Here is a 23,869-nt window from a genome sequence, read left to right as displayed (position 1 = left end):
TAGGGGCCGGCACTCCCGCGTCAACAGCCGGGCCTTCGCGCCGGCGACATCCGGCCGTTTTGCGAGAATCCTGTCGATGGAACCCTGCCCTTCGGGCTATGTAGGCGCATGAACACCGACCAGACCAGCCCCGCCCAGCCTTTCGAGATTTTCCTGGTGGCCGCCCCCGGCCTGGAACCCGTGCTGTGCGCGGAGGCCAGCGACCGCGGCTTCACCAACCCCACCATGGTGAAGGGCGGGGTGACGGTCACCGGCGGCTGGCCGGAGGTGTGGCGCGCCAATCTGGAACTGCGCGGCGCCACCCGCGTGCTGGCACGCATCGCCAGCTTCCGCGCCCTGCATCTGGCGCAGCTGGACAAGCGCGCCCGCCGCGTTCCCTGGGCCGAGATCCTGCGCGCCGACGTGCCGGTGCGGGTCGAGGCCTCCTGCAAGGCGTCCCGCATCTACCATGCCGGCGCCGCCGCCCAGCGCATCGAGCGCGCCATCGCCGAGGAACTCGGCGCCCCCATCGTCAAGGCCGCGCCCAAGAAGACCGGAAGGCCCACCGACAAGGACGCTCCAGAGGAAGATACGCGTGCCGTCCAGATCAAGGCGCGGATCGACGACGACCTCTGCACCATCAGCGTCGACAGCTCCGGCGAGTCGCTGCACAAGCGCGGCCACAAGGAGGCGGTCAACAAGGCGCCGATGCGCGAGACGCTGGCGGCATTGTTCCTGCGCCAGTGCGGCTATGACGGGCGCGCGCCGGTGCCTGTGGTGGATCCGATGTGCGGCTCCGGCACCTTCGTCATCGAGGCCGCCGAGATCGCCGCCGGCCTGAAGCCCGGCCGCTCGCGCTCCTTCGCCTTCGAACAGCTCGCCAATTTCGACCCCGCCCGCTGGCAGACCCTGCGCGGCAACACCGGCACGGCGACGCCGCCCGCGGTCCGCTTCTACGGCAGCGACCGCGACGCCGGCGCCATCACGATGAGCCGCGCCAATGCCGAGCGGGCCGGCGTCGGCGCCTGGACCGACTTCGCCCACCACGCCATCAGCGACCTGACCCCGCCGGAGGGCCCCCCCGGTCTCGTCATCGTCAATCCGCCCTACGGCGCCCGCATCGGCGAGGGCAAGTCCCTGATCCCGCTCTACCACGCCATGGGCCAGACGCTGAAGACGCGCTTCGCCGGCTGGCGCGTGGGGATCATCACCAACGAAGCCGCCCTGGCGAAGGCGACCGAGCTGCCGTTCCAGGAGGGCGGGGTGTCGGTGTCGAATGGAGGGATCCGGGTGACGCTGTATCAGACGGGGGTGCTGGGGTAGAAGATTGGGCGTTATTTATATAAAAACCTCATAAATCCATAGTACTGATAAATATCGTGAATTTATAGTTAGTAAACACTAAGGTTTACGACGCGATTACCTTAATATAGTCTATAATTAATTTCCACCATAGAATCTATTACTGTTATAAACCGATATTGATCCCTAATATTTTCTCTTTCCAGATACGAGAATTCTCGCATTCTTTTGATTTATACTCAAGCTCACTGATTTTTTCCCAAAATCTGGGGGATTTTATCTCATCAAAAAACACTAATTCACAAACAATATAAACAAGAAAAGTTGTAGCCCTTAGGTTCTCAACGATGAACTTAATGTCTTCATCACCATCTAGGTAGCATTTCGCGATTCTTTCCTGCGCATGAGCAGGACCAATGTGAACAAAATATTTACTTAAATGCCCATAAAGAGGACCAAGAACTTCAAATTTCTTTTTTGCATAGCTAACGGAATCTGGAGACTTAAGCTTTCCATTATGAAATTTTCCCAAAGCCTCGTCATCACCGATTAGCTGTATTATTACCGAAAGAGCCTCAACAATTGAACGCGATAAATTTCCATATTCAATTGTATAACCGTGTCGAGCAACCTGTATACTTGCCGAAACAGTTTGAAGAGTACTTGTAAATATTTTGGCACATGTAGGAATGATACCTTGATCGCCCTCAACATGCTTCTTTTTATAGCAAAGTAGCGCATATGTAATATCAGCATAGACAGAACTTAGTTGCTCCAAATCTTTTCTAGCTATTACGTCAAAGGATCTAGTAATAGAAATCGGATCTCTATATATTTGATTCAGTAAAATATTATTCCTAACGCCGATGATATTTCCTGTTTTTGCATCGAAAAATGCGCCAGACAATTCATCTGCGGACTTTATATTTGGATGACAGACACGCTTTCTTCTCCCACTTCCGCAAGGGCACGGATCTATTCTGCTACGTTTTACCATCGCAACACCCTAAATTTATTCGGAAAAACAGAGAAATTTATTTCATAGCGCCAAGAGGATCAAGAAAGGTTTTACCAAAAACCACAACAGGCCTGGGCTCATAGATAACATTCTTGGATTAAATGTAAATAAAAAAGCCCCGCAAAATCGCGAGGCAGAAGCATTCCGACGCAAATCCAAGTGAAATGGCGTCCCCGACGGGAGGGGATTGCTCGTTGCCCTGGAGGCGTTGATAAGAGCGCCTAACAGAACCATCTTTGGACGAAACGCCAGCAGATGAGGCTGGCGGCTATTTGGTGGAATGCGGTGAAGATGTCAGCGCGCCGTTCGTATCGGACGGCGATGCGACGGAAGCGCGCGAACCAAGCGAGCGTCCGCTCGACTACCCATCGATGTCGGCCGAGGCGCTCGCTGCTCTCGATGCCGCGCCGGGCGATGCGCGGGATGATCCCCCGCCGGCGTAGCGCCTGCCGGCAGTGGGCGAAGTCGTAGCCTTTGTCGGCGTGCAGTTTGGCTGGGCGACGCCGTGGCCGGCCCGCACATTGGCGGATCGCCGGCACGGCATCGACCAGCGCTTCCAGGAACTTGCTGTCATGCCGGTTGGCCGGCGAGATTTTCAGGGCGAGGGGGATGCCATTGGCATCGACGAGGATGTGGCGCTTGGAGCCCGGTTTGCCGCGGTCCGTCGGGTTCGGCCCGGTTTCCTCGCCCCCCTTTTTGCTGGAACGCTGGCGCTGTCAACAGCGACCCGGTCCCAGTTGATGGCGTTGGCATAGCCAAGCCGGTCGAGCAGCACGCGATGCAACCGCTCCCAGACGCCGGCTTGATGCCAGTCGTGCAACCGGCGCCAACAGGTCATCCCCGAACCGCATCCCATCTCCACCGGCAGCAGTTCCCAGGGAATACCAGAGCGCAACACGAACAGGATGCCGGTCAATGCCGCCCGGTTGTCCAGCCGAGGCCGCCCGCCCTTCGGTTTGGGCGGCTCCGCTGGGAGCAACGGTTCAATCAGGGCCCAAAGGGCGTCGGAGACCAGAGGTGCAGCCATGCCACTCTCAACAGCCCAAACGCCGTTTTGTTAGGTGCTCTGAATTATGTCGCAGGATCGCAACTGCACTGTTAACGCGACCAGCCACAACACCCGGGCGCAATTCTACCGCCAGCCACCGTATTCGGTGCGCTGCCGCCAGCATATCCGGCGACAAATCAGCAATGAGGCAAGATGTGGAAAATGAAAAAGGCCAGAGCGGATTTTCTGAGAAAATCAACGCTCTGGCCTGATTTCGTGGCGGAGGGAGAGGGATTCGAACCCTCGATACGCTTTTGACGTATACACACTTTCCAGGCGTGCGCCTTCAACCACTCGGCCACCCCTCCGCAGAGGCCCGGGTTATAGCCAGAGGTTCGCGGCGATGCAAGCCTCTGTTTCACGCGGACGACGTTTTTTTGGCGGCATGCCGAACCGCTCCGATTTCATCCGCCAAATCCATCCACCAGAGCGCCGACGCTGCGGCACAACAGGTCCAGATCCTGGGGACGGGACAGGCGGTGGTCACCGTCCTTGACCAGCGTGACGCAGACATCGTCGCTGGTCAGCGCCTCAGCAATGCGCAGGCTGAACTGCCAGGGGACGTCGGGGTCGTGCTGGCCATGCAGCAGACGGACGGGGCCGTCGAAGGCGATAGGGCCGCGCAGCAGCAGATGGTTGCGGCCGTCCTCGATCAGGGCGCGGGTGATCGGTTGCGGCTCGGGGCCGTAGTCCGAGGGGCGGTTCCAGACGCCCACCTCCATGATCTGGCGGCGGATGTCGGCTTCGAAGATGTCCCACATCAGGTCTTCGGTGAAGTCGGGGGCCGGCGCGATGCCGACCAGCCCGGAAACCCGCTCCGGCCGGCGGAGCGCAGTCAGCAGCATCATCCAGCCGCCCATGGAGGAACCGACCAGGATCTGCGGCCCGGTCGTCACCTCGTCCAGCACCGCAAGCGCATCGTCGGCCCACAGGCCGATGGTGCCGTCGGCGAACCGCCCGCTGGAAGCGCCGTGGCCCTGGTAGTCGAAGCGGGTGAAGGACAGGCCGCACGCCACCGCCCAGGCTTCCAGCGCCGTCGCCTTGCCGCCGGTCATGTCGGACATGAAGCCGCCAAGGAACATCACGCCCGGCTTGCCCTGCCCGGACGGGCCGGCAGGGCTGTGGTGATAGGCTATGGTCGCGGCACCGCGCGTTAGGCTATGGTGCGCGCCGCCCGGTTGGGCTGCGGTTTCGGTCATACGGTCACCTTCGACAACGGACACCGGCACGCGGTCGGGCACCGGGCTCGATGGGGCGCCGGCTTGCCGGGCTCCGCGGCCGGTCCCGGGCCGCCCCTTGCGAGCAGCCGGCATCATGGATTTCGACCCCCACCTTACCACCGACCATTCCCCGCGCAACGCGGACGCCCATCAGGACATCCCTGTCCCCGGCTGGCCTGAGCATTGGCCGGGAGGGAGGGCGCCGACGGTGCTGCAGGTGGTGCCGACGCTGGTCACAGGCGGAGCGGAGCGCGGCTGCATCGACATGGCGCTCGCCCTGCAGGCCGCCGGCGGCACGCCGCTGGTGGCGTCGCAGGGTGGACCGATGGTGCGGGAGCTGGACCGCGCCCGCATCGCCCATCTGACGCTGCCGCTGGCCTCCAAGAACCCGCTGACCATCCGACGCAATGCCCGCCGGCTGGCCGCCGTCATCCGTGAGCATAAGGTGGACATCGTCCATGCCCGGTCCCGCGCGCCGGCCTGGAGCGCTTGGCTGGCCTGCCGCGAGACGGGTGCGCGCTACATGACGACCTTCCACGCGCCCTACAATTTCGGTTCGGGGCCGGTCGGCGGGCGGATGAAGCGCTGGTACAATTCGGTGATGGCGCGCGGCGAGCGGGTGATCGCCATCTCCGGCTTCATCCGCGACCATGTGCTGGGCAACTACCCGGTCGATCCGCAACAGGTGCGCGTCATCCACCGCGGCATCGACCGCGGCGTCTTCGCACCCGACCGGGTCAGCCCGACACGGCTGGTGACCCTTGCCAAGCAATGGAACCTGCCGGACGACCGGCCGGTGATCCTGCTGCCCGGCCGGCTGACCCGCTGGAAAGGCCAGATCGTGTTGATCGACGCGCTGGCCAAGCTGGGGCGCAAGGATGTGCTGGCCCTGCTGGTCGGCTCCGACCAGGGCCGCACCGGCTACCGGGAAGAGCTGGAGAACCGCATCGCCAATGCCGGCCTGCGCGGCGTGGTGCGGATGACCGACCATTGCAGCGACATGGCCGCGGCTTACCTGCTGTCGACGGTGGTCGTCTCCGCCTCGCGCGAGCCGGAAGCCTTCGGGCGGGTGATCGTCGAGGCTCAGGCGATGGGCAAGCCGGTGATCGTCTCGGCCATCGGCGCCTATCAGGAGACCGTCGTCCCCGGCGAAACCGCCTGGGTGGTGCCGCCGGACGATCCCGACGCGCTGGCCCGGGCACTGGACGAGGCGCTGTCGCTGACGCCAGAGCAACGGGACGCCATCGGCGCCCGCGCCATGGCCTTCGTCGCCGACCGCTACACCAAGGACCGCATGTGCGCCGACACGCTGGCGGTTTACGCGGAGTTGCTGCAACCACGCTGAGATCGGCCTGTCGACGCAATCCGATCTTTGTCCTTCCACCGAACCGACCGGACACCATGGCCGACATCCGACAGATTTCCGGCATCGCCGAGGTCATCGACCGCTATGACGGGTTCATCCTGGACCTCTGGGGCGTGCTGCATGACGGCGAGCAGCCTTATCCTGGCGTGCCAGACTGCCTGGACAGCATGCGCGCCGCCGGCAAGACGATTTGCCTGCTGTCCAACGCACCGCGCCGAACCACCGGCGTCATTGAGAAGCTGGACGGCATGGGGCTGGGCCGCGAGCGCTACCACCATGTCATGACCTCGGGCGAGGCGACCTACGAGGCGCTGCGCGACCGCGACGATCCCTGGCATGCCACCCTCGGACGGCGGCTCTACCACATCGGACCGGAGCGCGACATCGATGTCTTCTCCGGGCTCGGCTATCAGGTTGCCGCTACGCCGGAGGACGCGGATTTCGTCGTCAACACCGGCATCGTCACCTTCGGCGAGACGGTGGCGGACTATCAGCCGCAGCTGGACGCGTGCCTGGCCGCAGGATTGCCGATGATCTGCGCCAACCCCGATCTAGTGGTGATGGTCGGGCCGATGCTGGTGATCTGCGCCGGCACGCTGGCCGCCCGCTACGAGGAGATGGGCGGCGACGTGCGCCAGCACGGCAAGCCCCATGCCCCCGTCTATGAGCGCTGCTTCAAGCTGCTGGGCATCGCCGACAAGAGCCGTATCCTGGCGGTGGGCGACAGCCTGCGCACCGATGTCGCCGGTGCCAATGCCGCCGGGATCGATGTTGCACTGGTTACCGCAGGCATCCACCAGGAAGAACTGGGCGGTGCAGCCTGGGGGGCTTCGGTCGATCCGGTCAACCTGCGCGCCCTGGCCGATGCGTCGGGTCACATGCCGACCTACGCGGTTCCCAGCCTGCGCTGGTGAACCCGGTGGACGGGAGCGCATAGACCGCTCCCGTCACCCCTGGCCCGTTATACCCGCACTTGTCACTCCAGCGGAACGGCGTCGTCCATCGCCCTGCGGAGCAGAGGCGACTGACCATCTTCCGAAAAACCGCGCTGACCGATGGCGGTGCGGTAATAGCTGACGATGAAGACGCGGATGGAGGCAGTCAGGTTTGCCTCCCCACGCCGTTCGTCGATCTGGGTGCAGATTTCGTTGAGGGTCATCTGCTCCCGCTCACAGATTTCCTTCAGCGAATCCCAAATATACGGCTCCATTCTTAAGCTGGTTCGGCGGCCGCTCACTTTGACATTGCGGCAGAGCAGCCCCGGTCCGTCTTTACCTCCGCCCGTGCCCTCCATCGGAAACCCCGTTCCCCATCCGTTGCGTGTCCCGATCTCTCGATACGGGGCCAATACATCCATTTGTGTGACCATATTGCAAGTGGCGTGTGGCGTCCAAGTCCAATTCGACCCATGGCTGCGGATTGACGCGACAATCCGGCGCAGGCGGGTATTGCATCCAACCACAGATCGACAGGTTGCCGGGAAAAGCCGCTTCCCTTGGCCGGAACCTTCGCTATACCAGTGCCGGACGGCGGACATTGGACGGCGGACACGGGGGGAAGGATCGGCGATGAAGCGACCGGGGAACGGACGATTCGCGGCCCGCATCGCAGCCGGTGCCGGGCCGGGCCTCGGGGCAGGCCCAAGAGTGAGCCTGGGCGCAACCCTCATCGCCGGCTGGGTCGCACTCGGTGCGCCGGTCGAGAGCGCCTGGGCTGCGGAGGCCACCGCCAAGGTTCCCACGGTCGAGACGATCCCGGACTCCCTCCTGCGTACGCGGATCGAAGCGCTGCTGCCCGCCCCCTGGCGCATCGAGTCGCTGAGCGTCGAACCGCTGCCGGAACCGCCATCTTCGGAACCGCAGGTGGCGGCACGGGTCAGCGCCAAGCTGGTTCTGGGCGGGCCGACCTATCTGGTGGACAGCCGTGAAGGGCCGGTGACCTTCCTGCGCCCGGCGGCGGAAGCCGGACTGAGCAAGAGCTGGGTGGCGACGGCGCTCGCCACCCGCGGCGCCGGTGGATGGACTGTAACGCTGACGCCACAGTCCCCCGGCCTGCTCGACGGCATCGGCAAGCCGGCCGCCGAACTGCCCGGCCGCACGGTCGTGCTGGGCACATCCGAAGCCAAAAGCCTGCGCGAACAGCTGGACCGCGACGCCGCCCAGCGGCTGGCCGAGGACAGCGAACGCCGGCGGCGCGAGGAGGAAAGGCTGGCCCAGCAGACCGCCGCCGCCAAGGCCGAAGCCGCCCGCACCGAAACGGAGCGCCGGGCGGTCGAGGCGCGCATCGCCCAGGTCGCCGACCTGCGCGGCAAACTGACCGGCACGGACCGCGCGGCACGGCTGGCCGCTTTCGAAGCGGCGCTGGGCGGCAACGACCCGGCGCTGCGCCAGACGGCGATGGAGGCGGCGCTGCAAAGCCGCGACCCGGTGGTCGCCAACCTCGCGCTGAAGGACTGGATCGCCCGCCACCGCGCAGTCCCGGTCCAGCTCTACGCCACCAAGGAGGATCCGAGTTCCGAGGTGGTGGTGCAGAATCTGGGACCGATGACGCTGGAGATCGACGGGTTCAGCCCGGTCAACGGGGCGCTGGCCGGCAAGTTGGGGGCGCCCGGCTACAGCATCGCGCGTTCGTCCAGCATCATCGGCACCCTGGCGCAGACCGAACTGGCGGTGAATTCCTTCGGTTGCGCGCTGACCCTGCGGCTCGCCGAACACCGGACGCTCGACGGGCTTCTGCGCTGTCAGACGCTGCCGACGCTGATCGCCCGCATCACGCTCGACTGAGGAGGGGGTGATGGCTGGAGCGCGGCTGATCGCCTGGCTGCGGATTGCGGCACCGGCCCTGCTGCTGGGCGTCCCGTTCGGCTGTCCGGGCGCGCTGGCGGACAGCGCGGCCGAACGGCTGACCCCGTCGCCCGCCCCCATCGTCGCCCTTCCCCGCCTGACGCCGGCACAGGCGCTTTCCCCCCCTTTGACCCCCGGCGTGGTCTGGGAGCATCCCCCGGAAGCCCCCGGCCTGTTGTCGGCGCCGCTATCGCCGCCCGGCCTGCACCCCGCTCCGCCCCCGGTAGCGGCCGCTGCCACGAAGGCGCCCGATCCCAAGGCCGCGGAGGCACCGCCGGCCGTCAAGGCTCCACCGCTGCCGGCGATGAAGCCACAAGTTGAGACAGCACCCCAAGCTGTCGCCAAGGAGCCGGCTTCACAGGAAGCTCCCGCCAGGCAGCCTTCGGTCGTTCCCGCACAGCGGCCGATGACCGCCACCGCCGGCATCTACCTGCGGGCGACGCCGGACGCCAAGGGCCGGGTCCTCGACACGGTGGAAAAGGGCGAGCGGGTGACGGCCTTCGGCGCGCCGTCCGACGGCTGGCAACGGATCGGCCGAAGCGGCAAGCCGCAGGGCTACGTCACCAGCGCCTATCTGGCCGAAGCCGTGCCCACGCGGACCGCCGGCACCGAGCCCGCAACCGCCGCAAAGCCCGGCCGCTATGCCAGGGCCGACCGCGAGGACCGCGGCTGCGCCCTGCCCGACGACCTGCCCGGACGGGTGCAGCGGCCAAAGCTCTCCGGGGGAACCGTCGCCCGGCTGCGGGCTGCCGGCAATCTGCGGGTCGCCCCGGTCTGCGACGCCAAGGTGCTGGATGTGCTGGAGGCCGGCGAACGCGTCACCGTGCTGGAGGCCGTCGGCGGCTGGTACAAGGTGGGGCGGACAGGCAAGGCGCTGGGCTATGTCGGCGCTCCCCTGCTGGCCCCCGCCGCACGCTGAACCGGCGCCTTTCCACCGCCCCCTCCATGGCCGGTACGAGGCTACCCGGAAGGACCCGCCCCGGCCCCCCGTGAAGGGGCTTGTTCGGCCGTGAAAAAGGATTCTACAACAAGGGGGAGACCGAACTTTCGCGGACGAACGGAGCCCCCGACGCGCCCGTTTCCTCCGACGGTTCGGCCACCCCCGCCGGCCATGCGGCGCCGGTCCGGCCGGGCGGGGACGCGAAGCACGACCGGAACGAGGATTCACACGATGTCGACCCAACACAAGCAAGCCATGGACGCGGTCCTGCAGGCCGCCGCGCACGACATCGTCGGCACCCTTCAGGAGCGGGACATCACCGACCGCCACAGCGAGGAAGGGGACCTCGTCGTCCTCGACGTCGCCATCCTGCATGCCTACCGCATCTTCATGCGCATCTGCGAGGAGAACGGCCTGGAGGTCGATGCCGGCTATTTCGCCGACCTCGCCGCCGATCTGGCCGAGGAAGTGGCCCAGGACCAGGATTACGAGGACTGATCCGGCGTCCGCTCGGCCGACACAGCCGGGGGACAGCTCCAGCGATCCGCGGTCGAATCCCGAATGCCCCCGTTCGTCCCGGCGCAGCCACGGGACGGACGGGGGCACTTCCTTTTGCGAAGGCGTCTCCAAGTGCCCCATACCTCCCCTGACGCGGCCCCGGACATGACATCGGACATGACCCCGGATGTGGCGATCGTCGGCGCCGGCCCCGCCGGGTTGATGGCGGCGGAGATCGCCGCGGCCGCCGGCCTGCGGGTCGCCGTGTTCGACCACACGCCCACCCCGGCGCGCAAGCTGCTGCTGGCCGGGCGCGGCGGGCTGAACCTGACCCATTCGGAACCGCTCGACCGCTTCCTGCCGCGCTATGGCGCCGCCGAACCGCTGTTCCGCCGCCTGCTGGCCGGCTTCTCGCCCGACGATTTGCGCGGCTGGGCGGCCGGGCTGGGCATCGAGACCTTCGTCGGCAGCAGCGGCCGTGTCTTCCCGGTGCAGATGAAGGCCTCCACCCTGGTCCGCGCCTGGCTGCGGCGGCTGGACGGCCTGGGCGTGACCCTGCACAGCCGCCATCGCTGGACCGGCTGGGACGCGACCGGCGCCCTGACTTTCCGCCATGGCGAGGAAACCGTGACCGTCGCCCCGCGCGCCACCCTGCTGGCGCTGGGCGGGGCGAGCTGGCCGCGCACCGGGTCGGACGGCGGCTGGGTTCCGCTGCTGGAAGGGCTGGGGGTGGAGGTCGCACCGCTGGTTCCCTCCAACATGGGGTTCGAGGTGCCCTGGTCCGATCACCTGCGCGACCGCTTCGCCGGCCAGCCCGTCAAGAGTGTCGGCCTATCCGCTGCCGGTCGGCGCCTGAAGGGCGAATTCGTCATCACCGAGACCGGGATCGAGGGCGGCGCCGTCTATGCGCTGAGCGCACCCTTGCGCGACGCCATCGCCGCGGAGGGCTGGGCGACCCTGACGCTGGACCTGCTGCCGGACATGGCTGAAGCCGAACTGGTCAAGCGCCTGCGCCGCCGCGGTGCGGAGTCGCTGTCCACCTTCCTGAAGAAGTCGCTGTCCCTGACCGGCCCGCGTGCCGCCCTTCTGCGAGAGTTCGCCCCCGCCGCCGACCTGTCCGACCCGGTGGCGCTGGCCCGCCAGATCAAGGGGCTGTCGATGGTGCTGACCGGCGTGCGTCCCATCGAGCGGGCGATCTCCTCGGCCGGCGGCGTCCGCCTGTCGGAACTGGACGAGCGGTCGATGCTGACCCGCCGCCCCGGCCTGTTCCTGGCCGGCGAAATGCTGGACTGGGAGGCGCCGACCGGCGGCTATCTGTTGCAAGGCTGCTTCGCCATGGGTGTGGCGGCCGGCAAGGGCATGGTGGAGTGGCTGGGGATGAAGACCCCAGGCGCGGATTGACTTCGGCTTCGGTGGAAATTCTGAATGCCGGGGCAACATCGACACGGATGTCACGGATTTAGACACGGATTACACGGATTTTCTTTTGGCTCGCCAAAGCCGACGATCTTTGGATGGAAGCAACCTTGCCGGATAACATCCGTGAAATCCGTGTCGATCTTGTTTGCCTCCGCTGCTCCTCACAAGAGACCTGCACTTCAAAGAAAAAGGGCCGCCCCACAAGGACGGCCCTTCTTTCTTAATCCCGCAACCGCTTAGTAGCGGTAGTGGTCCGGCTTGTACGGGCCGGCGGCGTTGACGCCGATGTATTCGGACTGCTTGGCGGTCAGCGTGGTCAGCTTGGCGCCGATCTTGTCCAGATGCAGGCGGGCGACCTTCTCGTCCAGGTGCTTGGGCAGGACGTAGACCTTATTCTCGTAGTTGGCGGCGTTGGTCCACAGCTCGATCTGGGCCAGCACCTGGTTGGTGAAGCTGGCGCTCATCACGAAGCTGGGGTGGCCGGTGGCGCAGCCCAGATTGACCAGACGGCCCTGGGCCAGGACGATCAGGCGCTTGCCGTCGGGGAACACGACCTCGTCGACCTGCGGCTTGACCTCTTCCCAGACCAGATTGCGCAGGGCGTCGATCTGGATCTCGCTGTCGAAGTGGCCGATGTTGCAGACGATGGCGCGGTCCTTCATGGCCCGCATGTGGTCGAGCGTGATGACGTCGACGTTGCCGGTCGCCGTGACGAAGATGTCGCCCAGCGGAGCGGCCTCGTCCATGGTGATGACCTGATAGCCTTCCATCGCGGCCTGGAGCGCGTTGATCGGGTCGATCTCCGTCACCATGACGCGCGCACCCTGCGAACGCAGCGAAGCGGCCGAGCCCTTGCCCACGTCGCCATAGCCGGCGACCACGGCGACCTTGCCGGCGACCATCACGTCGGTGGCGCGCTTGATGCCGTCGACCAGCGACTCACGGCAACCGTAGAGGTTGTCGAACTTCGACTTGGTGACGCTGTCGTTCACGTTGATGGCCGGAACCTTCAGCGTGCCCTTCTTCATCATCTCATAGAGACGATGGACGCCGGTGGTGGTCTCTTCCGACAGGCCGCGGACGCCGTCCAGCATCTCCGGATACTTGTCGTGCATGATCTGGGTGACGTCGCCGCCATCGTCCAGGATCATGTTCGGGGTCCAGCCATCCGGACCGCGCAGCGACTGCTCGATGCACCACCAGAACTCCTCCTCCGTCTCGCCCTTCCAGGCGAAGACCGGGATGCCGGCGGCGGCGATGGCGGCGGCGGCCTGGTCCTGGGTCGAGAAGATGTTGCAGGAGGACCAGCGCACGGTCGCGCCGAGCGCGGTCAGCGTCTCGATCAGCACGGCGGTCTGGATGGTCATGTGCAGGCAGCCGACGATGCGGGCACCGGCCAGCGGCTTTGAGGCGCCGAATTCCGACCGCAGGGCCATCAGGCCCGGCATCTCGGTCTCGGCGATGGTGATCTCCTTGCGGCCCCAGCTCGCGAGGCTGATGTCCTTGACCTTGTAGTCCGTGAATTCGGCGGCCATGAGGGATGACTCCTGGTGGGCGGTGACGGTCGGGCAGCGGAATTCCAGGCACGCCGGATCCCCGGCCCTGCCGCTGTCATTGGCCATGGATGTATCAGCGCTCCCGGAACCATGCAAGCATAAAGATATCTTTATGTTTGTTCGGCAGCGGAAGCGATGACAGGGCCAAGCGAGGGGGCCACCCCCGTTTGTTCTCTTTACGTTCCATTTTGCCCCGGCTAAGCTGCCGGCATGGACGAGATACGGCGATCCCCGATCAAGGGCCGCGGGGCGGTCAGCAACGTCACCGGGCGGTTCGAACGCGAGACCCGCGTCCTGACCGACGACGGCTGGACCGGCTATGCCGAGAGCGGCAACGAGGCGCTGTCCGATCCGGTCCGCACCAGCGTCTCGCCGGCCTCGGCCAAGTCGATCATCACCGGCAACCAGTCGCCCGACATCCCCTTCGACCGCTCGGTGAACCCGTACCAGGGCTGCGAGCATGCCTGCATCTACTGCTTCGCCCGGCCGACCCACGCCTATCTGGGCCTGTCGCCGGGGCTGGATTTCGAGACCAGGCTGTTCGCCAAACGCAACGCGGCGGAGCTGCTGGCCAAGGAGCTGCGGGCGAAATCCTATGTCTGCCAGCCGCTGGCGCTGGGGGCCAACACCGATCCCTACCAGCCCATCGAGCGGACGGAGGGCATCACCCGCCGGGTGCTGGAGGTCTGCCGCGACTTCAACCAGCCGGTCAGCATCATCACCAAATCGGCGCTGGTGCTGCGCGACCTCGACATCCTGGCGCCGATGGCAGCGCAAGGGCTGGCGTCGGTCGCGGTCTCGGTCACGACGCTGGACCGCGATCTCGCCCGGACGATGGAGCCGCGGGCCAGCACCCCGCCGCGCCGGCTGGAGGCGATCCGCGCCCTGTCGGAATCCTGCGTGCCGGTGGCGGTCCTCGCCAGCCCGATGATCCCGGCGCTGAACGACCATGAGCTGGAGGCCATCCTGGAAGCGGCGGCCGGCGCCGGGGCGACTGCCGCCAACTACATCCTGCTGCGCCTGCCGCTGGAGATCGCCTCGCTGTTCGAGGAATGGCTGCGCGTCCACGCTCCCAACCGCGCAGACCGCGTGCTGAGCCTGATGCGGCAGAGCCGCGACGGCGCGCTCTACCGCTCCGGGTTCGGCACGCGGATGAAGGGCAGCGGCCCCTATGCCGAGCTGCTGCGCCACCGCTTCAAACTGGCCTGCCGGAAGCACGGGCTGGGCGGCCGGAGCTGGCAGCTCGATTGCAGCCGCTTCCGGGTGCCGCCGGCGGCGGGTGACCAGCTGTCGCTTCTGTGAGGGGATGGAACAGCGTGGAACGGAGGGACGGGCGATGTTGCATCGCCGGCCTACCGGCGCCAGGAGAAGGGACCGGCGGCGCGGCGGCTCACCGGGCCGGGGTTGAGGTTGGGATACTCTTCATACTGGTTGAGGGTATAGGGGAAGACGCCCTTCGGTCCCGTCGCCTCCGGCTGGGCCAGGACGGCGGCGACCAGGGCCGGGCTGGGCGGGGTGCGTTCGCGCAGTTCGCCGGGGATGTCGTCGTCGAGTTCGGGGACGGTGACGGCGGGCGGGTCTTCGGGGCGGGGGGCGGGCCGGGGAGCAGGATTGGGAGCGGGGTCGCGGGCGGGCTGATCGAGGCCGGCGAACAGCCCCAGCCGTTCGGCCAGCCAGCGGACGGTGGCGGGATCGCCCGACGTGACCAGCCGCTCGATCTGCTCGGCCACCAGCACCCGCAGCGAGGACAGGCGCAGCTCGGCCTCGCGGTTCAGCGCCTGCCGTTCCCACCACACCCTGTGACGAAAATCCTTGGAGCCGTAGTAGGCGCGCCAGAGTGTCGTCCGGCTGCATCCCATGGCGCGCGAGACCTGAAGGAAGCTGTTGCCGCGGGCCAGCATGCCGGCGGCCATGATCCATTGTTCCTCGTGGAACTGCGAACCGGGGACCAGCGAGCCTTCGGACGGAGTCGGCGGCTCTTCGGCCCAGCGGGGGAACTGGTCGTTGGTGAAGCTACGGCTGTCGAGGGGCATGGGTCGGCTCCGCAGAAAGGTGGGTCTGCGGGAAGCGTATAAGAATAATTTCCTTTATGGCGGAATTTTTGCAACGGCCGCCGGTGTCGCCCTCTGGTCCCGGAGTCATTGCATGGGGAACAAGATCGACACGGATGTCACGGATTTCGGCACGGATTACACGGATTTTTCCGGTCTTGCCGAAGCGGCGGCCTCCCCCGGAAGCTGGGGTTTCGGAACGCCACATCCGTGACATCCGTGTCTAAATCCGTGACATCCGTGTCAACATTGCCCCCATCTCCACGGCTTTCGGCCCAAACGGACCGCCGTCAGGAGCGGCGGAACATCCTGGTCCACGGCGTCGGCACGTCCGGGGTCTTTGCCTGATCGGATTTCGACAGCGCCGACAGCGGCAGGCGGCCGGTCGCCAGCATCGCCATCACCAGCGCCGGATGCGCCGGGCCGGAATTGTGCTGGCCGTCTGAGTCCTGGCCGGCCTGCTCCGGCCGATTATCCGTGCCGCCATCCGCGCCGGGCTCCTCGTTCAGGGCCTCGTTGATGCGGGCGAAGGCTTCGATGTCTTTGATGTGCAGCATGGTCCGTACCCCTCGGCTTCGACTTTTGTGCGTCGCAGCAAAAACGAAGGTAACAGCTCTGCCCTCGAATGGTCTCATGTGCGGCGCTTTGACACAGGCCCTTTTCTAGCGGGCCGGTTCGCGAACCGCCAGCATAAGCCCGAAGCCGATGGCGAAGAAAGCCAGAACCGTCGCCATGCCGGCGCGCTGGCTGGCGAAGGCCTGGGTCGCCAGCCCGAACAGCAGCGGTCCGAAGAAGCCGACGAAGCGGCCGGTCAGCCCGTAGAGTCCGAACATCTCGCCCGCCATGCCCGGCGGGGCCAGCCGCGCCATCATCGACCGCCCGGCCGCCTGGGCCGGCCCGAAGAACAGCCCGAGCCCGAGCGCAAAGATCCAGAACCACAGCCGCTCGGTCGCCAGCAGCAGCGGCACCGAACAGACTGTCATGCCGGCCAGCGCGATCAGGATCACCGGCTTGGCCCCCGCCCGGTCGTCCATCCAGGCGAAGCCGATGGCCCCCGCCCCCGCCACCACGTTGAGCGCGATGGCGAAGACCAGGATCTCCTCGAAGCTCATGCCGAAGGTCCCGGCGGCGAAGAGGCCGCCGAAGGCGGTGATGGTGTTGATGCCGTCGCGGTAGAAGGCGCTGGCGATCAGGAAGCGCCCGACCTCGCGGTAACGCCGGGCCTGCCGCAGCGTGGCGACCAAGGTCGCGACGCCCTCGCGTGCCGCCCGCAGCAGGCCGTGGCCGGTCGCCGGCTCGTCCGGCACCCACAGGAAATAGGGCAGCGCGAACAGCCCGTACCACGCCGCGGCCAGCAGGGCGGTGGCGCGGACATTGGCCTGCTGGCCCCAGTCGGCCCACTCCATCCCGAACAGGCCAAACAGCGGGGCCGGCGCCTGGACGAAGCAGACCAGCGCCAGGACGAGGCAGGCCAGCCCGCCGAAATAGCCGATGCCCCAGCCCCAGCCCGACACCCGGCCGAGAAGCCGCGCCGGCACCAGACCCGGCAGGGTGGCGTTGTAGAAGACGTTGGCCAGTTCGAACGCCACGGTGGCGACCACCACGCAGGCGAGCGCGAAGGCGGCGTCGGCCGGCTCGGGACGCACCCACCACAGCGCCGCGGTGAACAGGACCGTGACCAGGGTGAACAGCGCCATCCACGGCTTGCGCCGCCCGGCCCGGTCGGCGACGGCGCCCAGCAGCGGGCTGAGCAGCGCGATGGCGACGCCGGCCACGGTCATCGCCGCACTCCACCTTGCGGTGCCCTCGACCGGGTCGCCGACGACGCCGCGGGCGAAATAGACCGAGAAGACGAAGGTGGTGATGATGGTGTTGTAGGCCGAATTCGCCCAGTCGTAGAGGCACCAGGAGACGATGGCCCGGCGGGAAGGGATGTCGCCGGCAGGACTGTCGCTGGACGGGACGGCTTCGCTCACGCCCGCTTACTCCCGCCCGCCCCCCGTCAGCCCGTCCACCCCGAAGGAGATCTGGTTGTTGTCGTAGCGGGCGACGATGCGCAGGCGGTCGCCGGCCGACAGCGCGATCGGCTTCTCCAGGAAGGTCATCGCCTGCTTCCAGTGGTTGGTGCGCGACCGGCTTTCCGACTTGTAGACCACCTCGTCGTCCATGAAGAGGTCGAACCAGAAGGCGACGCCGTGGCAGGTGCCGGCGGTGACGATGGTCACGTCGATCACCCGCTCGCCCTCCTCCGGCATGTTGCGGGTGAAGTCGAAATCGAGCGCGGTGAAGGGCTTCGACAGCGGGGTGTGGGCGTCGGCGCCGAGGTCGATCTGCTGGTAGCCGGGCGAGCGGAAGACGTCGAAGCTGCCCATGTCGAAGCCGTCGATGGTCTCCACCGGGTTGATGCGGGCCAGCTCCGGCGTCTCCACCAGCATGGCGTAGACGGTGGAGGCGCGCGGGATGACGGCGCCGCCCGGCTTCACCAGATGGGTGCGGGCATGTTGCAGCACCGACAGCATGCGCGGGGCCAGCATGCCGATATTGATCAGCTCCGACACGAAGACGTCGGCCTTCTCCGGCAGATCGCCGCCCTCGCCCACCGTCAGCTGGGTCGACAGGCGCGGCACCACGTCGATGCGGTCGGCATAGCCGTTGCGCGCCACGGTTTCCTTGGCGACGCGGGCGAGGATCGGGTTGACCTCGCAGGTCACCACCTTCCCGGCACCCGCGCGCGCCGCCATCATGGCGACGATGCCGGAGCCGGTGCCGATCTCCAGAACCAGCTGGCCGGGCTTCACCGCCCGTTCCAGCGAGCGCTTGTAGGCCTCGTTCCGCTCGAAATCGTTGATCATCGGCAGGTGCCAGCCGGGCACCGCGTTGGAATAGATCAGCCGGCGGGTGAACTTCACCATCGGGTGGTCGGGGGCCTGCTCGCGCGCCGCCTCGATCACCTCGATGGCCTCGGCGGCGCGGTCGAGGCTTTGCAGCACATGGGCGAGCCCGACCTGGGCCGGGACGAAGCGCGGCGCGGCGGTCAGCACGATGCGGAATTCCGCCTCCGCCTCGGCCAGCCGGCCGCGGGTGGAGAGCAGCTCCGCCAGGCTGTAATGCACGTCGAGATAGTCGGGCGCCTGGGCCAGCGCGGTGCGGAAATGCTCCTCCGCCTCCTCAAGCCCGCCCAACTCGCGCAGGGTGGCGGCGAGGAAATGATGCATCTCCGGCGCCTCGGGCCGCAGGTCCAGCGCGGTGCGGAAACAGTCCGCCGCCTCCTCCAGCCGGCTTTGCGCCTTCAGCGCGTTGCCGAGGTTGCCATGCAGCTCCGGCAGCCGCGGGTTGAGGGCGAGGCCGGCACGGAACGCCTCCTCCGCCTCCGCCGGCCGGGCCTGCTGGAAAAGCAGGCTGCCGCGGCTGTTGTGGAAAGACGGGTCGTTGCCGTTCTCCGCGATGGCCTGGGCGAACAGATCCAGCGCGTTGTCCGGATGGTCGGTGTGGGCGGCGACCAGCCCCAGCAGATGCAGCGCCTGGGCGTTGTGCGGGTCGGTCGTCAGGATCGCCCGGCAGACCTGTTCCGCCCCCGCCAGATCGTTGCTGCGGAAACGCTTGGCCGCATCGAGCAGGGTCGGGGCGGAAGTGTCGGTCATCGCGGCGGCTCCAAAGACGGCGGGATACGGAAGGCGGGATGGGCGGGAACACGGAAAGGTCGCCGCACCATACCGGGAATTGCCGCCCCGCTACAGCCTTTCGATCCGCACAGGGCGGTTGTGCCCGCGCGATTATCAGCGCATCCATACTCGCAAAAGGAGAATATGGAGTCGGGTATATGCTTGATGTGCGAATGACCAGACGCGTGACGGGGGCGCTGGCGGCGACGCTGCTGCTGGCGGGCTGCGCCACGGCGGAGATGGGCGGCAGCAGCCCCGGCGGGGGCGCCGATGCCGGCGGGTCGGCGGCGGCGCGGCGGTTCCAGGCGGTGCGGACCAGCCCGCCGGAGCTGCGCGCCTTCCTCTACCGCATGCCCAAGGGAGCGGACCTCCACAGCCACCTGACCGGTGCGGTCTATGCCGAGACCTACATGCGGATGGCGGCGGATGCCGGGCTCTGCTTCGACGTCAAGGCCAAGACGCTGGTGGCGCCGACGGCGCAGGCGCCCTGCGGCGACGCCAGATCGGCCCGGCCGGGCGCCACGGCGGTCATCGCCGACAGCGTGCTCTACCCGGTGGCGCTGGACGCCCTGTCGACCCGCGATGCGCTGCCGATCTCCGGCTACAGCCTGCACGACCAGTTCTTCGCCACCTTCGGGCGGTTCCGTGCCGCCGCCGGTGCGACCTCCACCTCCACCGGCGACCTGCTGGCCGAGGTGGTGGACCGCGCCGGCCGGCAGGGCGAACGGCATGTCGAGCTGATGGTGTCCTTCGGCACCGGCCCGGCCACCGCCATCGGCAAGTCCTTCCCCTGGACGCCGCAGGCGGCGGCCGACCTGCCGGGCACCGCAGACCGGCTGATCGCCGCCGGGCTTCCGGCGCTGGTTGCCCCGGCCCGGCAGGAGATCGACGCGGCGGAAGCGCGGATGCGCAGCGTGCTCGGCTGCGGCACGCCGGCGGCGCGGCCGGGCTGCGCGGTGTCGGTGCGCTATCTCCAGCAGGTCTCGCGCACGCAGAGCCCCGGCCCGGTCTATGCCACCACCCTGTTCAACGCCCTGCTGGAAGCGCAGGAGCCGCGCGTCGTCGGGCTGAACTTCGTAGCGCCGGAGGATAACCCGGTGGCGCTCGACGATTACGACCTGCACATGCGCATGGTGGCGGAGGCCAAGCGGCGCCAGCCCGGCACCAACGTCGCGCTGCATGCCGGTGAGCTGACGCTTGGCCTCGTCCCGCCGGAGCGGCTGCGCGACCACATCCGCAAGGCGGTGGAGATCGCACGCGCCAGTCGCATCGGCCATGGCGTCGACGTGATGTACGAGGAGGATCCCCAGGGCCTGCTGCGGACGATGGCCGGGCGCAAGGTGGCGGTCGAGATCAACCTGACCAGCAACGACAAGATCCTGGGCGTCAGCGGCAAGGCGCACCCGCTGCCGGTCTATCGCGCCGCCGGGGTGCCGGTGGTGCTGTCGACCGACGACGAGGGCGTCAGCCGGATCGACCTGACCAACGAGCTACAGCGCGCGGTGGAGGAGTTCGGCTTCGGCTATGCCGACCTCGTCGGGCTGGCCCGCGCCAGCCTGGAGCACAGCTTCCTGCCCGGCGACAGCCTGTGGTCCGCCCCCGGCTGCACGCCGCCGGTGCGTGAGGACGCCTGCCGCCCGGTGACCGCGCGCAGCGAGAAGGCGCAGGTCCAGTGGGGGCTGGAAGAGGCGCTGGCCCGCTTCGACCGCGAGATGGCGGAGACGCGGTAATCGGCCTGACTGTGACTTCCTGAGATGGAAAACAAGATTGACGCGGATGTCACGGATTTAGACACGGATTACACGGATTTTTTATAACAGCGGTCCAGCCCCGGCGCTTTGGCAAGGCGAAAGCATCCGTGAAATCCGTGTTTTAATCCGTGACATCCGTGTCGATCTTGCCCGCGATATTTGATCGACTCGAGAATATTGACCCCCTCCCCTACCCCTCGTCGGCGTTCTCCCAGCCCCAGCGGGCCCAGGCGCCGTCGAGGAAGGCGGTCAGGCGGGGGCCGGCGGGAAGGCCGGGGCAGGACAGCAGCGACGGCGCGATCCGGCCGGCGCCGCGGGTCCACCACAGGCTGGCGTCGGCGCGCAAGGGGCCGGACAGGCGGTCGAGCAGGGCGCGGGTGGCGGGGCTGACGCGCTCCGGTTCCGGCCGGCCGAGGATGGCGAGGCGGGCCGGCAACCCCTCCACGTCGGCACCGGCGCGGCAGGCGTCGGCGGCAAGGGACTCGGCGCGGGACAGCCAGGCGCCGCAGGCGGCCGGTGCGTCGGCGATGTCGAAGCCGGCGGGAAGGCCGGCGGCGATGGTGAAGGGATAGAGACGGCCGACCCGGTCGGCACTGGGCATCCAGACCCCGACCAGCGGGGTGGCGCCGCACAGGCCGGCCGACAGGGCGAAGCGCCAGACCGGGGCCTGGGCGAACAGGGGCTCCCATTCGGCACCCAGACGGCGGCCGGCCTCGCCCAGCGCCGCGGACAGCCAGCGGTCCCAGGGGCCGAGGACCGCCGACGGCAGGCCATGGCCGATGAAATCGCCGCGGGCCGGCACCTTGCCGTGGAATCCCACCACCGGATCGGCACCGGCGGCCAGGCCGCCTCTCCCACCGCCGCCAAGGCCGCCGCCAAATCCGCCGCCGAATCCGGGCGCCCGCAGCAGCGCGGCCCCCGCGGCGGCCAGCATCCCGCGCGGCGTCGCGAACCCTCCCGTCATGGCAGGGCGGCCCGGCCGGGCTGGGAAGACGGCTGGGGAGCGGCCTGGGGCGTCGATTGCGCCAGCACCTCCAGCACGCGGGCGACCAGAACCTCGTCGGGCGGGACCGGGGCGAAGCCGACGGCGAACAGGGCGGCCAGATGGTCGCCCAGCGCACGGCGCCGCGCCTCGTTGGCCGGGCCGGGCAGCGTGCGCTGCCAGTCGAGCGCCAGCCATTCCGCCATGGCGCCGGCATCCATCGGCTCCGCCCCGCCGGCCATTTGCCCGCCCGCCATCTGCCCGGCAATCGTGCGCCCGGTGATCATGCGGTAGACGCGCAGGGTCTGGCGCAGCTGGTCGGGCAAGGCCCAGTCGGCGCGCAGCCGCTCCTCCAGCCGCAGGGCGATGCGGGCCAGGAACTGGGTGCGCAGGGCGCGGCGGTAGGCCTCCTGCGCCGGGACGGCGATGCGGCCACCCTGATAAAGCCCGCCGGCCAGCGCCGGGCCGGCCCATATCCGGGCTGTCCACATCTCACCGGCCCACATCCGCCCGGCCCCGTCCTGCGCATCGTCGAAAGCGAACGGCAGGGCGCGCAGGGCCTCCAGCGCCGGCAGGATCGCCGCGGGGTCGGCATCGTCCACCCGGACCAGGGAGCGCGGCGCGGTGTCGAGCGGGCGCAGCGCCGCCTCCACCGCCGCGGCGCCGGCATCGGCGCGCTCCAGCAGGGCGGCGTTGCCGCGGGCGCTGACCAGCCACCAGCCGCCGACGGCCAGGGCGAGCGCCAGCGCGGCCGCGGCGGACAGCAGCGCCCGGCGGCGGCGGGCGCGCTCCACCCGCCGGTCGACGCGGGCGAGGTTGGCCTCCGGGAACACCACGTCGGGCAGCAGCCGTTCGAGGAAATAGGTGGAGGCCGGGCCGCCTGTCTCGTGGCCGCCCCCGGGGCCGCCCTCGGGGCCGGAATCGGGGTGGAACAGGGCGAGCGAGGCGTCGGTCTGGGTGGCGCTGGTCAGGTAGAGGCCGCGCAGGCGCGGCGCCTCCTCGCCATGTTCGGAGCCGAAGGCGGTGTCGACGATGTCGGCCAGCGCCGGCTCCAGCTCCGCCACGCGCAGCGGCAGGGCGAAGGCGTCGCTGCGGCGGCGGATGTCCGGCTCCTGGTGCAGCCGGTCGAGCAGCCGCTCGTCCAGCCGCCGCACCAGCCCGGCATAAAGCGCGCGGAAGACGGGAAGCGGACCGGCGGAGGAGCCGGGGGCGGAGGTGTCGGAGGCCGGCTCCTCCGCCGGCAGGGTCAGGCCCCAAACCTGCCCGCGCGCCTCGCGGTCGAGCGGGTCGAAGAAGGTGGCGAAACCGTCGAGCAGGTCGGCCTTGGTCAGCAGCAGATAGACCGGCAGGCGCACGCCCAGCTGCACCCGCAGCTCGTTCAGGCGCTGGCGGATCAGGATGGCGTGGTTGCGCCGCTCGGCATCGGTCCAGCCGGTCAGCTCGGGGATGCTGACGGTGAGGAGGACGCCGTTGGCGGGCTGGCGCGGGCGGTGCTCCTTCAAGAGGTCGAGCAGGCCGGACCACACCCGGCCATCCACCGCGCGCCGGCTGTCCTGGGTGGTGTAGCGGCCGGCGGTGTCGATCAGCACGGCGCGGTCGGTGAACCACCAGTCGCAGTTGCGGGTACCGCCCAGCCCAATGAACGGGCCCGCCGCCGGCTGGGCGGCTTTGCCGCCGGGCGAGAGGGCGGCGAGGCCGGTGTTGGCCAGCGCCGTGGTCTTGCCCGAACCAGGGGCGCCGATCACCAGATACCAGGGAAGCTGGTAGAGATAGCGCCCGCCCCGGCGCGTGCGCAGCTGGGCCAGCGCGGCGTCGAGCTGCTTGCGGACCGTGCCGATCTCCTCCAGCGAGGCCTTCAGCTCCGGGTCGCGGCGGGCGGCCAGCACCTCCAGCAGGCGGGTGTTGGCGGCACGCTCGCGGGCGTCGATGCGGCGGTTGACGGCGATCCAGCCGGCCAGCGCCAGGACCAGCGGCAGCAGGCGGACGCTCCAGTCCGGCTGGATGGACGGAAGCAGATGCGGGGCGAAGGAGGCGGCCAGACGCGGCAGCAGCAGCCAGCCGGCCAGCCCGAGGGCCAGCACGCCCGACAGCGACAGCACCCAGCGGCTGCGGGCGGAGCGGTACGGCGACGGAGCGGCGGCGGGTTTCCGGCGCCGGACGGTCGTCTTCGCCGTCGCCGTGGCAGCCGTCTTCGCCGCCGGGGCGCCGGCCTTGGGGGAAGGGGGTTCGGCCAT

20 protein-coding genes and 1 tRNA gene are annotated in these 23,869 nt (G+C 68.1%); 9 read left to right on the top strand and 12 right to left on the bottom strand.

The window, feature by feature from the left end; all coding sequences use genetic code 11:
* Positions 1–108: 108 nt before the first annotated feature.
* Complete coding sequence (locus tag VH569_RS25145; protein ID WP_423318881.1) at positions 109–1,302, top strand: THUMP domain-containing class I SAM-dependent RNA methyltransferase; 1,194 nt, start codon at positions 109–111, stop codon at positions 1,300–1,302.
* A gap of 145 nt (positions 1,303–1,447) precedes the next feature.
* On the opposite strand, the gene VH569_RS25140 is transcribed toward VH569_RS25145, so the two are convergent.
* The 4 genes from VH569_RS25140 to VH569_RS25125 form a co-directional block, all read right to left on the bottom strand.
* The gene (locus tag VH569_RS25140) at positions 1,448–2,278 is read right to left on the bottom strand and encodes a YecA family protein (RefSeq protein ID WP_423318879.1); all 831 of its coding nucleotides are present in this window, start codon (positions 2,276–2,278) and stop codon (positions 1,448–1,450) included.
* A 242-nt stretch (positions 2,279–2,520) separates the two neighbouring features.
* Positions 2,521–3,326, bottom strand: a protein-coding gene (locus VH569_RS25135) for an IS5 family transposase (RefSeq protein ID WP_423318877.1) whose coding sequence is annotated in 2 segments (ribosomal slippage) — positions 2,521–2,999 and positions 2,999–3,326 — 807 coding nt in all. Because the reading frame shifts where the segments join, the coding sequence is not laid out codon by codon here.
* A gap of 238 nt (positions 3,327–3,564) precedes the next feature.
* A tRNA-Ser gene (locus VH569_RS25130) sits at positions 3,565–3,655 on the bottom strand.
* Between the two features lie 96 nt (positions 3,656–3,751).
* A complete protein-coding gene (locus VH569_RS25125; protein ID WP_423318876.1) occupies positions 3,752–4,546 on the bottom strand; it encodes an alpha/beta hydrolase in 795 nt (264 codons plus the stop codon).
* A gap of 115 nt (positions 4,547–4,661) precedes the next feature.
* Between VH569_RS25125 and VH569_RS25120 the strand changes: the two genes are divergently transcribed.
* Positions 4,662–5,912: a glycosyltransferase family 4 protein gene (locus VH569_RS25120; protein ID WP_423318874.1), complete on the top strand. Its 1,251-nt coding sequence runs from the start codon at positions 4,662–4,664 to the stop codon at positions 5,910–5,912.
* Positions 5,913–5,968: 56 nt separating this feature from the next.
* Positions 5,969–6,847 (top strand): TIGR01459 family HAD-type hydrolase, encoded by an 879-nt coding sequence (locus tag VH569_RS25115; RefSeq protein ID WP_423318872.1) that lies wholly within the window; start codon positions 5,969–5,971, stop codon positions 6,845–6,847.
* A gap of 62 nt (positions 6,848–6,909) precedes the next feature.
* On the opposite strand, the gene VH569_RS25110 is transcribed toward VH569_RS25115, so the two are convergent.
* A complete protein-coding gene (locus VH569_RS25110) occupies positions 6,910–7,227 on the bottom strand; it encodes a ribbon-helix-helix domain-containing protein (protein WP_109047759.1) in 318 nt (105 codons plus the stop codon).
* 352 nt (positions 7,228–7,579) lie between these two features.
* Between VH569_RS25110 and VH569_RS25105 the strand changes: the two genes are divergently transcribed.
* From VH569_RS25105 to VH569_RS25090, 4 genes are all read left to right on the top strand, one after another.
* On the top strand, positions 7,580–8,716 hold the full coding sequence (locus VH569_RS25105; protein WP_423318869.1) for a hypothetical protein: 1,137 nt from the start codon (positions 7,580–7,582) through the stop codon (positions 8,714–8,716).
* A 10-nt stretch (positions 8,717–8,726) separates the two neighbouring features.
* Positions 8,727–9,695 carry an SH3 domain-containing protein gene (locus VH569_RS25100; protein ID WP_423318868.1) on the top strand — a complete coding sequence of 323 codons (969 nt, stop codon included), beginning with the start codon at positions 8,727–8,729 and terminating at the stop codon, positions 9,693–9,695.
* A gap of 252 nt (positions 9,696–9,947) precedes the next feature.
* Positions 9,948–10,214, top strand: coding sequence for a hypothetical protein (locus VH569_RS25095; protein WP_098740726.1), 267 nt, complete (start codon positions 9,948–9,950; stop codon positions 10,212–10,214).
* Positions 10,215–10,391: 177 nt separating this feature from the next.
* Complete coding sequence (locus VH569_RS25090) at positions 10,392–11,615, top strand: NAD(P)/FAD-dependent oxidoreductase (protein ID WP_423318866.1); 1,224 nt, start codon at positions 10,392–10,394, stop codon at positions 11,613–11,615.
* A 254-nt stretch (positions 11,616–11,869) separates the two neighbouring features.
* Here VH569_RS25090 and ahcY read toward each other — a convergent pair whose 3' ends face one another.
* Positions 11,870–13,168, bottom strand: coding sequence for an adenosylhomocysteinase (gene ahcY / locus VH569_RS25085; protein WP_423318864.1), 1,299 nt, complete (start codon positions 13,166–13,168; stop codon positions 11,870–11,872).
* A gap of 231 nt (positions 13,169–13,399) precedes the next feature.
* Here ahcY and VH569_RS25080 point away from each other — a divergent pair, with 231 nt between their 5' ends.
* Entirely contained in the window at positions 13,400–14,491 is a 1,092-nt protein-coding gene (locus VH569_RS25080) for a PA0069 family radical SAM protein (RefSeq protein WP_423318862.1), read from the top strand.
* A gap of 50 nt (positions 14,492–14,541) precedes the next feature.
* On the opposite strand, the gene VH569_RS25075 is transcribed toward VH569_RS25080, so the two are convergent.
* The 4 genes from VH569_RS25075 to VH569_RS25060 form a co-directional block, all read right to left on the bottom strand.
* The gene (locus tag VH569_RS25075; protein ID WP_423318861.1) at positions 14,542–15,222 is read right to left on the bottom strand and encodes a hypothetical protein; all 681 of its coding nucleotides are present in this window, start codon (positions 15,220–15,222) and stop codon (positions 14,542–14,544) included.
* A gap of 308 nt (positions 15,223–15,530) precedes the next feature.
* Positions 15,531–15,797 (bottom strand): hypothetical protein, encoded by a 267-nt coding sequence (locus tag VH569_RS25070; RefSeq protein WP_423318859.1) that lies wholly within the window; start codon positions 15,795–15,797, stop codon positions 15,531–15,533.
* A 105-nt stretch (positions 15,798–15,902) separates the two neighbouring features.
* Positions 15,903–17,216, bottom strand: coding sequence for an MFS transporter (locus VH569_RS25065; RefSeq protein WP_423318857.1), 1,314 nt, complete (start codon positions 17,214–17,216; stop codon positions 15,903–15,905).
* Positions 17,217–17,222: 6 nt separating this feature from the next.
* Positions 17,223–18,881 carry a tetratricopeptide repeat protein gene (locus VH569_RS25060; protein ID WP_423318855.1) on the bottom strand — a complete coding sequence of 553 codons (1,659 nt, stop codon included), beginning with the start codon at positions 18,879–18,881 and terminating at the stop codon, positions 17,223–17,225.
* Positions 18,882–19,075: 194 nt separating this feature from the next.
* On the opposite strand from VH569_RS25060, the gene VH569_RS25055 reads away from it, so the two are divergent.
* A complete protein-coding gene (locus VH569_RS25055) occupies positions 19,076–20,632 on the top strand; it encodes an adenosine deaminase family protein (protein WP_423318853.1) in 1,557 nt (518 codons plus the stop codon).
* 211 nt (positions 20,633–20,843) lie between these two features.
* On the opposite strand, the gene tagF is transcribed toward VH569_RS25055, so the two are convergent.
* The gene (gene tagF, locus VH569_RS25050) at positions 20,844–21,617 is read right to left on the bottom strand and encodes a type VI secretion system-associated protein TagF (RefSeq protein WP_423318851.1); all 774 of its coding nucleotides are present in this window, start codon (positions 21,615–21,617) and stop codon (positions 20,844–20,846) included.
* Complete coding sequence (tssM, locus tag VH569_RS25045; RefSeq protein ID WP_423318849.1) at positions 21,614–23,869, bottom strand: type VI secretion system membrane subunit TssM; 2,256 nt, start codon at positions 23,867–23,869, stop codon at positions 21,614–21,616. Before tssM ends, tagF begins: the two co-directional genes overlap by 4 nt.

It is taken from the genome of Azospirillum sp. 11R-A, assembly GCF_049472615.1.
Lineage (GTDB): Bacteria > Pseudomonadota > Alphaproteobacteria > Azospirillales > Azospirillaceae > Azospirillum > Azospirillum palustre.
Note: the sequence above shows the minus strand (reverse complement) of the source record. Positions and strands in the feature narration are given on the sequence as shown.